The sequence below is a fragment of the Arsenicicoccus dermatophilus genome (genome assembly GCF_046267915.1).
In the GTDB taxonomy this organism is placed as follows: domain Bacteria; phylum Actinomycetota; class Actinomycetes; order Actinomycetales; family Dermatophilaceae; genus Arsenicicoccus; species Arsenicicoccus dermatophilus_A.
Map to the genome: position 1 here is coordinate 1,172,591 of NZ_CP176520.1, position 13,416 is coordinate 1,186,006.

5 protein-coding genes are annotated in these 13,416 nt (G+C 71.8%); 1 reads left to right on the plus strand and 4 read right to left on the minus strand.

Going from position 1 to position 13,416, the window contains the following annotated elements:
* Nucleotides 1-94 precede the first annotated feature (94 nt).
* From glgB to ACK2IS_RS05840, 3 genes are read right to left on the minus strand one after another with little or no spacing between them, the layout of a single operon-like run.
* Nucleotides 95-4,516 carry a 1,4-alpha-glucan branching protein GlgB gene (gene glgB / locus ACK2IS_RS05830; protein WP_409485205.1) on the minus strand — a complete coding sequence of 1,474 codons (4,422 nt, stop codon included), beginning with the start codon at nucleotides 4,514-4,516 and terminating at the stop codon, nucleotides 95-97.
* 1 nt (nucleotide 4,517) lies between these two features.
* On the minus strand, nucleotides 4,518-6,251 hold the full coding sequence (gene treS / locus ACK2IS_RS05835; protein ID WP_409485206.1) for a maltose alpha-D-glucosyltransferase: 1,734 nt from the start codon (nucleotides 6,249-6,251) through the stop codon (nucleotides 4,518-4,520).
* Nucleotides 6,252-6,253: 2 nt separating this feature from the next.
* Entirely contained in the window at nucleotides 6,254-8,275 is a 2,022-nt protein-coding gene (locus ACK2IS_RS05840) for an alpha-1,4-glucan--maltose-1-phosphate maltosyltransferase (RefSeq protein WP_409485207.1), read from the minus strand.
* A 253-nt stretch (nucleotides 8,276-8,528) separates the two neighbouring features.
* Here ACK2IS_RS05840 and ACK2IS_RS05845 point away from each other — a divergent pair, with 253 nt between their 5' ends.
* Nucleotides 8,529-11,066 carry a glycogen/starch/alpha-glucan phosphorylase gene (locus tag ACK2IS_RS05845; RefSeq protein WP_409485208.1) on the plus strand — a complete coding sequence of 846 codons (2,538 nt, stop codon included), beginning with the start codon at nucleotides 8,529-8,531 and terminating at the stop codon, nucleotides 11,064-11,066.
* Nucleotides 11,067-11,211: 145 nt separating this feature from the next.
* Here ACK2IS_RS05845 and glgX read toward each other — a convergent pair whose 3' ends face one another.
* Nucleotides 11,212-13,356: a glycogen debranching protein GlgX gene (gene glgX, locus ACK2IS_RS05850; protein WP_409485209.1), complete on the minus strand. Its 2,145-nt coding sequence runs from the start codon at nucleotides 13,354-13,356 to the stop codon at nucleotides 11,212-11,214.
* Nucleotides 13,357-13,416: the final 60 nt, after the last annotated feature.

The window sequence follows — 13,416 nt, forward strand, 5'->3', positions numbered from 1 at the left end:
GTTCGCCCCGGACCAGGCGCGGTATGACGCGAGGCCCCGGGCCCGGCACCTCCGGCGAGGAGCCGGGTCCGGGGCCTGTCCGCCTACGGGCTGATCAGCCCTCGGCGGACGTCTCGCTCAGCTCGGGTCGCTCGGCGGCGTCACCGGCCTCACGGGCCTCGGCCTCACGTCGGGCCTCGGCCGCCGCGACGAGCTCGGGACGCTCCTGGGCCCGGGACACCTCGCGGTGGCGCTCCACGTCCTGCTCGGCAGCGAGCCACACGGTCGCGAGCGGCGGGCAGGTGATCACCGCCGACCACGCGAACCCGTGCCACGGGACCGGCTCGGCGACGACCTGGCCGAGGTTGCCGACGCCCGAGCCGTGCCACTCGGTGGCGTCGGTGTTGAGGACCTCGCGCCAGACCCCCGGGCCGGGCAGGCCGATGCGGTAGCCCTCGTGCGGGGCGCCCGCGAAGTTCGCGACGCAGGCGACGGCGGGGACGCGACCCGAGCCGTCGTCCTTGCCGTAGCGCACGAACGAGAAGACGTTGCCCATGGCGTCGTTCGCGTCGATCCACTGGAATCCCTCGCCGCTGGTGTCGAGCTGCCACAGTGCGGGGGAGGCCTGGTAGGTCGCGTTCATCGACCGGACCATCTGGTGCGCGGCCAGGTGGCAGGGCTGGTCGAGGAGCCACCAGTCCAGCGAGCTGCCGTCGGCCCACTCGGCCTCCTGGGCGAACTCCTGCCCCATGAACAGGAGCTTCTTGCCGGGGTGCGCCCACATGAAGGCGAGGTAGGCCCGCAGGTTGGCGAGCTGCTGCCAGCGGTCGCCGGGCATCTTGCGCAGCAGCGAGCCCTTGCCGTAGACGACCTCGTCGTGGGAGATCGGCAGCACGAAGTTCTCGCTGAACGCGTAGACGAGCCCGAAGGTCATCTCGCCGTGGTGGTACTGCCGGTGGACCGGGTCGTGCTCGACGTAGTCGAGGGTGTCGTGCATCCAGCCCATGTTCCACTTGAAGCCGAAGCCGAGGCCGCCCGTCTCGGTGGGGCGGGTGACGCCCGGCCAGGAGGTGGACTCCTCGGCGATCATCACCGCGCCCGGGTGGTGGCGGTAGACGGTCGCGTTGGTCTCCTGCAGCATCTGCACGGCCTCGAGGTGCTCCCGCCCGCCATACACGTTGGGCAGCCACTCGCCGTCGTTGCGGGAGTAGTCGAGGTAGAGCATCGACGCGACGGCGTCCACGCGCAGGCCGTCGACATGGAACTCGTCGAGCCAGAACAGCGCGTTGGCGACGAGGAAGTTGCGGACCTGGGGCCGGCCGAAGTCGAAGACGTGCGTGCCCCAGTCGGGCTGGTCGCCGCGGCGCGGGTCCGGGTGCTCGTAGACCGCCTCCCCGTCGAAGCGGGCGAGGGCGAAGGCGTCCTTGGGGAAGTGCGCGGGCACCCAGTCGAGGATGACGCCGATCCCGGCCTGGTGCAGCGCGTCCACGAGGTGCCGGAACTCGTCCGGCGAACCGAACCGCGATGTCGGGGCGTAGTAGCCGGTGACCTGGTAGCCCCAGGAGGGGCCGTAGGGGTGCTCGGCGACGGGCAGCAGCTCCACGTGCGTGAACCCGAGGTCCTTGACGTAGTCGACCAGCTGGGTCGCCAGCTCGGTGTAGCTCAGTCCCTGCCGCCAGGAGCCGAGGTGCACCTCGTAGACCGACATGGGGGCCTCGTGGCGCGAGGTGGCGTCGCGCCGGGCGAGCCACTCCTGGTCGTGCCAGGTGTACGACGAGCGCTCCACGACCGAGGCGGTGGCGGGCGGGATCTCGGTGGCCCGGGCCAGCGGGTCGGCCTTGCCCCGCCACCGGCCGTCCTTGCCGAGGATGTCGTACTTGTAGCGGGTGCCCTCCTCGACGCCGGGGACGAACAGCTCCCACAGGCCGGACGAGCCGAGCGAGCGCATCGGGTGCGCCCCGGAGTCCCAGGTGTTGACGTCGCCGGCCAGGCGCACGGCGCGGGCGTTGGGCGCCCACACCGCGAAGGCCGTGCCCCGGGTGACCCCCATCGGCCCGTCGTACTCGCGCACGTGGGCGCCGAGGACCTCCCACAGCCGCTCGTGACGCCCCTCGCCGATGAGGTGGATGTCCATCTCGCCGAGCGTGGGCAGGAAGCGGTAGGGGTCGTCCACCGTGTGCTCGAACCCGTCGCCGTAGTCCACCGCCACGCGGTAGTCGGGGACCTCGGTGCCCTCGATCGTGGCGACCCAGACGCCCTCGTGCTCGTGCTCGAAGGGCAGGCGGTGGCCGCCCGGGAGAAGCAGGTCCACCGTCGCGGCGCGCGGCTTGAGGGTGCGGATGGTGACCACGCCCTCGCCGACGTGCCCGCCGAGGACCGCGTGGGGGTCGTGGTGGTGACCGTGGACCAGACGGTCGATCTGGTCGGTGGGCATCGGCAGGTGGCGGGAGACGGCCCGGGGAGGCCGGGCGTCGGTGACCGGGTCCTGCTCCTGGCCGTATGCCGGGGGGACGGGCTCGTCGTCCGCACCGGTGGTCGCCGGGGTCGGCGCCCCGGGTGCCGGGGCCTCGTCGACCCTCGGGGTCTGCTCGATCAGGCCCGGCGTGGGCTCGGCGGTGGTCGTCTCGTCGGGGTCGGGCGCGACCGGCTCGGGCGCCTCGAGGGAGGTGACCGGCTCGAGCGCCTCGACGGTCGAGGGTTCCCGACCCGCGGCGTCGCCGGGGTCCTGGACGTCCACCTGCTCGGGTGCATCGGGCGCGCTCGGCTGGGTCTGGTCGACCGGCTCGGTGGCGCGGGCGTCCGCAGCGGCGTGCTGCACGGCGGTGGTGGTGGCCGTGGTCGCGGTCCGCACGGCGGACCGGGCCGACCGGGCGACGAGGCGGGCGGTCGAGCCCAGCTGGGCCGCGAGCCCGGACACCGCGGCGCTGACCGGGGCGTTGCGGGCCTGACGGGACGCACCGGCGGTGGGCGCCTCCGCGGACTCCTCCTCGACCGGCGCGGTCGGGGTGGACGCCGCCAGCTCGACCGGCGGGGTCGGGGAGGACGCCGCGACCTCGGCCGGCGCGGTGGGAGTCTCGTCCTCCAGTGCGTCGGGGGCGTGGCACTCCTGCGGCACGGCGTCAGCCGCAGCGGTCACGAGCCGCGCGACGGCGGTCGTGGGGATGGGCAGCCACGAGGGGCGGTTGCGGGCCTCGTAGTCGATCTCGTAGAGCGCCTTGTCGAGCTCCAGGGCGCGCAGCACCTCCGGCTCACGGCGCGGGTCCAGGCCGCTCGCCTCGGCATAGCCCTCCAGGAAGGCCGCCCGGGCGGCGTCGGCCCAGGCGCGGGCGGACTCGGCGCGGGCCGGATCCTCCTGCGCGACCGACCCGGCGGCGTAGTCGAAGGAGCGCAGCATCCCGGCGACGTCGCGCAGCACCAGGTCGGGACGCGTGCGCTGCCGCAGCGGTCGCAGCGGCTCTCCCTCGAAGTCGAGCAGCACCCAGCCGCGGCCGGGCACGTCGAGGACCTGGCCCAGGTGGTAGTCGCCGTGGATGCGCTGCAGCCGGGGCCACTCGGCGTCCCGGGCCGCGCCGAGCACCCGCTCGATCTCGGCCTCCTGGGTCCGCAGCGGCGGGTGCGCCTCCGCGGCGAGGACGAAGCGGTTGCGCATGGACAGCGCCAGCGTCCGACGGTCCTCGACCGTGGCCGCGGCCGTCTCCATGGTGTCGGCCAGGGTGCGGTGCACCTGCCCGGTGGCGACCCCGAGGGCACGGGCGCGACCGGTGAAGTCGCCCCCGGCGGCGGCCGACTCCAGGGCCACCCGCCAGGCGTCGCGCACGTCCGGGAGGAACTCCTGGGCGAAGGCCAGGTGCCCGGTGACCTGACGGCCGTCGCGGGTCCACCGGCCGCGCAGCGCGCCGGCCGGGCTGGGCACCAGCGTCGACCCGGCGCCTGCGAGGGCGGTCTGGACGGTGACGTCCGGGTTGTCGCCGGGGGACAGGACTCGGAAGACCTTGACGATCAGGGGCTCGGCGTCGGTCTCCACGATGATCGAGGTGTTGGACTGCTCGCCGGACAGCACCCGCGCCGAGCGGACCGACACCGGCGGGCGGGCCGTCGTCGGCTCCCCGACGACGTGCACGTCGGGGGTCCCGTGGTCCGGGGTCGACCCGGTGTCCGCCTCCACGACGGTGCGGACCAGCTCGGCGACGTAGACCGGGTCGTGGGGGGCGTCGTAGACGTGACGGGTGCCGAGGACGGAGTGCTCGATCACACCGACCAGCGCGTCCTCGGCCCCCTCCAGCGGCGCCCCGCGATAGGTCAGCGGCACCTGGTAGGTCACCGGGGGCTGCACCGAGACGTCACGCAGCAGCAGCGTCTCGACGCCCACCTCGTGGGCGGGGTCCTCGAAGCGGTAGCTGCCGACGTGCTCGAGCTGCGGGGTCGTGCCGGAGCCCTTCCCGACATACCACCGCTGCCGCCCGATCCACGCCTGGACGGTCTCGCGCTTGTCGGGCGTGATCGTCGCGCCCTTCTCGATCCGGGAGATGCCGGCCATGTCAGGACTCGTTTCCGGTGTCGGTGGTGGGGGCTGCGGGGACCAGCTGCAGCCAGAAGAAGTCGCGCGAGCCCATCGTGACGACGAGGCGGCCCTGCTCGTCGACGGGCACGAAGCCCGACCCGCCGAAGAGGTCGACGACCTGGGCGCCGGCGAAACGCTCGGGGAGCTGGATGCGCGTGCCCTGGGGGCGTGGGGAGAGGTTGTTGACGCAGAGCACGACCTCGGCAGGCCCGTCCTCGGTGGCGTCCTCGGGACGGATCTCCCGCAGGAAGGCCAGTATCGCGTCGTTGTCGTCGGCCAGCACCTCGAAGGTGCCCATCCCCATCACCGGATGGTGCCTGCGCACCGACAGCATGCCGCGGATCCAGTGCAGCAGCGAGGAGCTCGAGGCCAGCTGCGCCTCGACGTTGACGTTGTTGTGGTGGTAGACGAGCGACTGGACGACCGGGAGGTAGAGCTTGCCCGGGTCCGCGGTGGAGAAGCCGGCGTTGCGGTCGGGCGTCCACTGCATCGGGGTGCGGACGGCGTCGCGGTCCTGCAGCCAGATGTTGTCCCCCATCCCGATCTCGTCGCCGTAGTACAGGCACGGCGAGCCGGGCAGGGAGAGCACCAGGGCGTTGATCAGCTCGATCTCGGCGCGGGAGTTGTCGAGCAGTGGCGCCAGGCGGCGTCGGATGCCGACATTGGCCCTCATCCGCGGGTCGGGGGCGTACCACCCGTACATCGCCGCCCGTTCCTCCGGGTCGACCATCTCCAGGGTGAGCTCGTCGTGGTTGCGCAGGAAGGTGCCCCACTGGGTCCCCGGCGGTATGGCGGGAGTGTCCTCGAGGACCTTGACGATCGACGTCGCCTTTCCCTCGCGCAGGGCGTAGTAGAGGCGGGGCATCACCGGGAAGTGGAAGCACATCTGGCACTCCGGCTCCTCCTCGGACCCGAAGTAGTCGACGACCTCGTGGGGCATCTGGTTGGCCTCGGCCAGCAGGATCCGTCCGGGGTACTCCGTGTCGACCATCCGCCGCAGCCGGGCCAGGAACTCGTGGGTCCTGGGGTGGTTCTCGCCGTTGTGCCCCTCCTCCTCGAACAGGTAGGGGACCGCGTCGAGCCGGAAACCGTCGATGCCGAGGTCCATCCAGAAGCGGACGACGTCGAACATCTCCTCCTGCACCCTCGGGTTGTCGAAGTTCAGGTCCGGCTGGTGGGAGAAGAAACGGTGCCAGAAGAACTGCCGCCGCACCGGGTCGAAGGTCCAGTTGGACACCTCGGTGTCGACGAAGATGATGCGCGCCTCGGAGTAGAGGGTGTCGTCGTCGGACCAGACGTAGTAGTCGCCGTACGGCCCCTCGGGCTCGGACCGGCTGGCCTGGAACCACGGGTGCTGGTCGCTCGTGTGGTTCATCACGAAGTCGGTGATGATCCGGATGCCGCGGGCGTGCGCCTGCGCGACGAGCTCCGTGAACTCCGGCAGCGTCCCGAACTCCGGCAGCACCGCGCGGTAGTCGGCGATGTCGTAGCCGCCGTCGCGCAGCGGGGAGGCGTAGAACGGTGGCAGCCAGAGGCAGTCCACGCCGAGCCACTGCAGGTAGTCGAGCTTGGTGATCAGGCCGGTGAAGTCACCCGCTCCCGAGCCGTTGCTGTCCGCGAAGGCCCGCACCAGGACCTCGTAGAACACCGCCTTGCGGAACCAGCTGGGGTCGTGCCTGAGGCCGGGCTGGGTGACCGACAGACCTTGCACGCTCAGAACCTCCGCACGTGGATGACGTGCACCGGCTCGCCGTCGCGACCGACGCGCACGAAGTCGTGCCGACCCCAGTGCCACTCGGCGCCGGTGATCTCGTCCCGGGCGACGAAGCCGTCGTCGGGCCCAAGGCCCAGGGCGCCCATGTCCAGGTGCACCCAGGACTCGCGCGTGGAGTGGGGGTCGAGGTTGGCCACGACGATCACGGTGTCCTCCCGGCCGTCGGGCAGCGTCGCCGTCTTGGAGAACACGATGACGTTCTCGTCGTCGCAGTGGTGGAAGGTGATGTTGCGCAGCAGGTGCAGGCTGGGGTGCGCCCGGCGGATCTCGTTGAGGCGACGCAGGTAGCCCGCGAGGGACTGACCCTCCTTGGCGCCGCCCGGCTCGTAGTCCGCCCAGCGGCGGTCCTTGAGCTGGTACTTCTCGTTGTCGATCTGCTCCTCGGCGCCCGGGCGGGCGACGCACTCCATCAGCTCGTAGCCCGCGTAGATGCCGTAGGTGGGCACCAGCGTCGCGGCGAGGGCCGCGCGGGCCTTCCACGCGGCCGGTCCGCCGAACTGCATGTAGGGCGTGAGGATGTCGTGCGTCGTGGGCCAGAACGACGGCCGCATGTAGCTCGCGGCGTCCCCGGCCAGCTCGCGGACGTACTCCTCGAGCTCCCACTTCTCGTTGCGCCAGGCGTAGTAGGTGTAGCTCTGCTGGAAGCCGATCTTGCCCAGGGTGTGCATCATCGCGGGCTTGGTGAAGGCCTCGGCCAGCCAGATGATCTCGGGGTGGTCGCGGGCCACGTCGGCGATGAGCCACTGCCAGAGCTCCACCGGCTTGGTGTGCGGGTTGTCGACGCGGAAGAGCGTGACCCCGTGGTCGATCCAGACCTGGATCACGTCGCGGACGGCCTGGTAGAGCCCAGCCGGGTCGTCGTCGAAGTTGAGCGGGTAGATGTCCTGGTACTTCTTGGGCGGGTTCTCGGCGTAGGCGATCGTGCCGTCGGCGCGCGTGGTGAACCACTCCGGGTGCTCCCTCACCCAGGGGTGGTCGGGCGAGCACTGGAGCGCGATGTCCAGCGCGACCTCCAGGCCCAGCTCGCGGGCCCGGGCCACGAAGGCGTCGAAGTCCTCGAAGGTCCCCAGCGACGGCTCGATGGCGTCGTGGCCGCCCGTCTCCGCGCCGATGGCGTACGGCGAGCCGACGTCCAGCGGTCCGGCGGTGAGCGTGTTGTTGGGGCCCTTGCGGTTGGTCCTGCCGATGGGGTGGATCGGCGTGAGGTAGACCACGTCGAAGCCCATCTCGGCGATCGCCGGCAGCCGCTCGGCGGCGGTGCGCAGCGTCCCGGTGTGCCAGGTGCCGTCCTCGTCCTGGTAGGCCCCCTCGGAGCGCGGGAAGATCTCGTACCACGCCCCGCAGAGCGCGAGCGGGCGCTCCACGAGCCACGACCGGGCGGGAGCGGGGGAGACCAGCTCGCGCAGCGGACGAGCCGTCATCTCCTGCTCGACCGGACCGGACACGGCGGCGGACAACCGCTCGCGCGGGTCACGGGTGGTGTCGCGCAGGGCCGCGATCGCGCCGGTGAGCACGGCGCGCTGCTCCGGGTCGCGCTCGACGCGCTCCACGGCGCGTTCCAGGACGCGGGCGCCCTCCTCGAGCATGAGCTCGACGTCGATGCCGGCCTCGACCTTGATGACCGCGTCGTGGTGCCAGGTGCCGTAGGGGTCCGACCAGCCCTCGACGGTGAACGACCACAGGCCCACGCGGTCCGCGACCATCGTCGCCTCCCACCGGGACAGGCCGACGTTGGTGCAGGTCATCGGCAGGTATGTCGTCGTTCCCGCGGGGTCGGTCACGGCGACGGAGGCGTTGACGGCGTCGTGCCCCTCGCGAAAGACGGTGGCGGCGACAGGTATCGGCTCCCCGACGACGGACGAGACGGGGCGCAGGCCTCCGTCCACGCTGGGCGTCACCGCCAGCACGGGGATGCGGCCGACGGGGGTCTGAGGGGCGACTGACACGGGGTGGGCGCTCACCGGGCCAACGCTACCGAACTGTGCTAGGTACTCACGACCCCGCTCCGTGCGCGAGGTGGCGGTCCTGGTCGGGCCCGCCGCCCGGTGCCGGGAGGGGCGCGAGCCCGGTGGCTTGCTGCGCGGATTCCACTACAGTGGCAGGCGAGTCCCCGGACCGTGGCACCCCGCGCTGTAGCGGCCTGCGGGATCCTCCACGCTCCGGACCCCATGCCGCGACACCGGAGGCGCAATGACCCAGGAAGCCGCACACCCGATGCACGACTCGAGCTGGTTGGCGGACGAGGACCCGCAGGCCTACAGCCCGGACTACGAGGGTCCGCACATCACCCCGACCAGCCCGCTGGCCGCGGCCCCCGTCGGCCGCCCGCCCCGCACGGTCGAGGGCTTCGCCCGGGAGTTCCTGCGCGAGCTGAGCTTCGGCGAGGGCGTGGCCCTGTCGCGGTCCTCCCGCAACGATCAGTACCTCGCGCTGTCCCGCACGATCCGCCACTACCTCATGGCCGACTGGCTGGAGACCGCGCGCCGGCGCCGGGAGCAGCCGACCAAGATGGTGGGCTACCTGTCCGCCGAGTACCTCCTGGGTCGCCAGATGGGCAACGCGCTGCTCGCCACCGACCTCGGCGAGATCGCCAAGGAGGCCCTGGCGAGCCTGGGCCTGGACCTCAAGGCCATGCGCGCCCAGGAGGTCGAGCCGGGCCTCGGCAACGGGGGTCTCGGACGTCTGGCCGCGTGCTTCGTGGACTCCCTGGCCACCATGGACGTCCCCTGCATCGGCTACGGGATCCGGTACGAGTACGGCATCTTCCGCCAGACCTTCGAGGGCGGCCGTCAGGTCGAGGTGCCCGACTCCTGGCTGCACCTCGGGGACCCCTGGGGCTTCCCGCACCCGGACCGCGCGGTCCAGGTGGGCTTCGGCGGTCGCACCGAGACGGTCACCGAGGACGGCGTCGAGCGCAGCCGCTGGGTCCCGGAGTGGAATGTCCTGGGCGTGCCCTACCACTACATGGTCCCCGGCTACCAGAACGGCGTGGTCAACACCCTGCGCCTGTGGTCCGCGAAGGCCACCCAGGAGTTCGACCTTCAGGTCTTCAACTCCGGGGACTACGCGCAGGCGGTCCGCGCCCAGACCACGGCCGAGAACATCTCCAAGGTGCTCTACCCCGAGGACTCGACGCCGCAGGGCCGCGAGCTGCGTCTGCAGCAGCAGTACTTCTTCGTCGCCTGCTCGCTCAAGGACTTCCTCGACCGGACCCTGGAGAAGGGCTTCGACCTCCACCGCCTCGACGAGCGGATCATCTTCCAGCTCAACGACACCCATCCGGTCATCGCGATCCCGGAGCTGATGCGCCTGCTCATGGACGAGCACGGCTTCGCGTGGGACGAGGCCTGGGCGGTCACCAGCCGGTGCTTCGCCTACACCTGCCACACGCTGCTGCCGGAGGCGCTCGAGGTCTGGCCGGTCGAGCTCGTCGGCCGGCTCCTGCCGCGGCACCTGGAGATCATCTACCGCATCAACGAGGAGTTCCTTGCCGACGTCCGCAGCCGGTTCCCCGGCGACGAGCTGCGCGTGCGACGTATGTCGATCATCCAGGACCACCCCGAGCGCGCGGTCCGGATGGCCAACCTCGCCACCGTCGCCGGCGTCAAGGTCAACGGCGTCGCCGAGCTGCACTCCCAGCTGCTGCGCGACAAGGTGCTGCCCGACTTCTCGGCCATGTGGCCGGACAAGTTCACCAACGTCACCAACGGCATCACCCCGCGCCGCTTCGTGCGCCTGGCCAACCCCGGCCTGAGCCAGCTCATCACGGACACCATCGGTGTCGGGTGGGAGACCAGGCTCGAGCGGCTCGAGGCCCTGGAGCCCTTCGCCGAGGACGAGGAGTTCCGCGAGCGCTTCCGCGCGGCCAAGCAGGCCAACAAGGACCGGCTGCGCAGGCTGCTCGTCGTGCGCGACGGGATCGAGATCCCCGAGCACGCCATGATCGACGCGATGGTCAAGCGGCTGCACGAGTACAAGCGTCAGACCCTGAAGCTGCTGCACATCGTCTCGACCTACCAGCAGATCATTGACGGCGAGATCGCCAAGGACGACGTGGTCGCCCGCACCTTCGTCTTCGGCGCCAAGGCCGCGCCCGGCTACCAGATGGCCAAGGAGATCATCTTCCTGATCAACTCGGTGGCCGCGACGATCAACGCCGACGAGCGGGTCCGGGGCACCCTGTCGGTGGCCTTCCCGGCCAACTACAACGTCACCCTCGCCAACCGGCTGATCCCGGCCGCCGACCTGTCCGAGCAGATCTCGCTCGCGGGCAAGGAGGCCTCGGGGACGGGCAACATGAAGTTCGCCCTCAACGGCGCCCTCACCATCGGGACCGACGACGGCGCCAACGTCGAGATCCGCGAGCGCGTCGGCGACGAGAACTTCTTCCTGTTCGGGATGCGCGAGCCCCAGGTCGCCGAGCTGCAGGCCAAGGGCTACGTCCCGAGCGCGGTCTACGAGGCCAACCCGAGCCTGAAGAAGGCCATGGACCTGCTCGCCTCGGGGCACTTCACCGGCGGCGACCGCGGCCTGGCGGCGCCGGTGGTCGACGACCTGCTCTACAACGACCGGTTCATGACCCTCGCGGACTTCCAGTCGTACGTCGAGACCCAGGCCCGGGTCGACGCGTACTACCAGGACCAGGAGGCGTGGACGCGCTCGGCGATCCTCAACGTCGCCCGCTGCGGGTTCTTCTCCTCCGACCGGTCGATGAGGGACTACCTGAGCCGGATCTGGATGCCCACGCACTGATCCGGTCGCCCGTCGAGGGGCCGCCCGCTGCTGCGGGCGGCCCCTCGACGGCTGCTCGTGGGGCGACGCCGCACGGGGCTCGCCGTCCCGTGGCTCGCCGTCCCGTGGCTCGTCCGGTTGCTCGTCCGGTGACCGTCGGGATCGGTCAGCGCTCGGCGCGCCACACCTGCATCGACGGGCCGGGGGAGGTCCGCGTCTGCCCGGGCAGCACCTGCTCCCCGCAGTCCTCGCCCGGCCGCTCCCAGGCGCTGTCCCACGCGAGCCGGTAGCCCGTCACCCCCGGCACCTGCGGCAGCGTGACCGGCAGGTCGACGGTCGAGCTGTGCATCACCAGCAGGAAGGACTCGTCCTCGCAGACGCCGCCGTCGAGGTAGGCGAGCAGCGTGACGTTGCGCGGGTCGTGCCACTCGTCGGCGCGCATCTCCACGCCCGCCGCGTCGAACCACATCAGGTCTCGGCTGCCGTCGGCGTGCGCCGCCCGCGGTCCGAAGAACGCCGTCTGCCGCAGCACCGGGTGGTCGCGGCGCAGCCGGGCCAGCCAGGCCGTGGTCTCGACCAGGTCGTCCTGCCAGGCGGCCAGGTCCCAGTCCACCCAGCCGAGTGGGTTGTCCTGGCAGTAGGCGTTGTTGTTGCCCTGCTGGGTGCGCCCGAGCTCGTCGCCGGCGACCAGCATGGGGACGCCGGCCGAGCACATCAGGGTGCCGAGCAGGTTGCGGATCGAGCGGCGGCGCAGCGCCTCGACGGCGGCCCCTGCCTCGCCCGCCCCCGCGGGGCCCTCGACCCCGTGGTTCCACGAGCGGTTGTGGCCGGACCCGTCGCGGTTGTCCTCGCCGTTGGCCTCGTTGTGCTTGGTGTCGTAGGCCGTCAGGTCGGCCAGGGTGAAGCCGTCGTGGGCGGCCACGAAGTTGATCGAGGCGGCGGCGTTGCGGTCGTGCCGGGCGAAGAGGTCCTCCGACCCGGCCAGGCGGGTGGCGAGGTCGGAGACGCCGTGGCCCGGGACACCCGTGCGGGAGCGGGCGGCGTCGACGAGCCAGAAGTTGCGGACGCCGTCGCGGAAGCGGTCGTTCCACTCCGAGAAGGGCGGCGGGAACTGACCGGTGCGCCACCCGTTGAAGCCGATGTCCCAGGGCTCGGCGACGAGCTTGACGTCGCGCAGCACGGGGTCGGCCCGCAGCGCCATGAGGAAGGGGTGGTCCGGGTCGAAGCCGTCGTCCCGGCCCCGCCCGAGCGCGACGGCCAGGTCGAACCGGAAGCCGTCGACGTGCATCTCCTGCACCCAGTGGCGCAGCGAGTCCAGGACGAGCCGCAGCGGCACCACGTGGCGGGTGTCCACGGTGTTGCCGCACCCGGTGACGTCGACGTCGTGCCCGCGCCCGTCGAGGCGGTAGTAGGTCGCGGCGTCCAGCCCGCGCAGCGACAGCGTCGCCCCGTCGACGGACTGCTCGCAGGTGTGGTTGTAGACCACGTCCAGGATGACCTCGATCCCTGCCCGGTGCAGGTCGCGCACCATCCGCTTGACCTCGTCGACGACGCCCTGGGGGTCGGTGGCGAAGGCATAGGGAGCGTGCGGTGCGAAGAAGCCCAGGGTGTTGTAGCCCCAGTGGTTGGTGAGCCCGCGCGTCGCCAGGTGCGGCTCGTGGGTGAAGGCGTGGATCGGCAGCAGCTCGACGGCGGTCACCCCGATCCGCCGCAGGTGCGCGACGGTCGCCGGGTGCGCCATGCCGGCATAGGTCCCGCGCAGGTGCTCCGGCACGCCCGGCAGGGTGCGGGTCAGGCCGCGCAGGTGCGCCTCGTAGACGAAGGACCGGGCGAGCGGGGTGCGCGGGCGGGCGTCTCCCGCCCAGTCGAAGTCGTCGTCGATCACGACGCATCGCGGCACGAAGGCCGCGTCGTCGCGGTCGTCCATGACCTCGTGCTCGCCGCGCAGGTCGGCGTCGACGCGATGGCCGTAGATCTCCGGTCGCCAGGTGACCTGCCCCTCCAGGGCCCGGGCGTAGGGGTCCATCAGCAGCTTGGCGGGGTTGTGCCGGTGACCCTGCGCGGGGGACCACGGGCCGTGCACCCGATAGCCGTAGCGCTGACCCGCGCGCATCCCGGGTATGACGTCGAACCACGTCCCGAAGACCCGCTGCCTCAAGGGGATCCGTCGCTCGCTCGCTCCCGTGGTGTCGCCCGCCTCGAACAGGCACAGCTCCACGGCCGTGGCGTGCCCGGCGTGGACGGCGACGGCCGCGCCGTCGGGCCGGAGGGTGACGCCGAGGCGCGGGGGCTGCTCGAGGGTGGCGGGCATGGCTGGAAGCATAGGTGGGGGTCCCGACAGGGCCCGACCGAGGCGCGTCGGGGCCCCGGG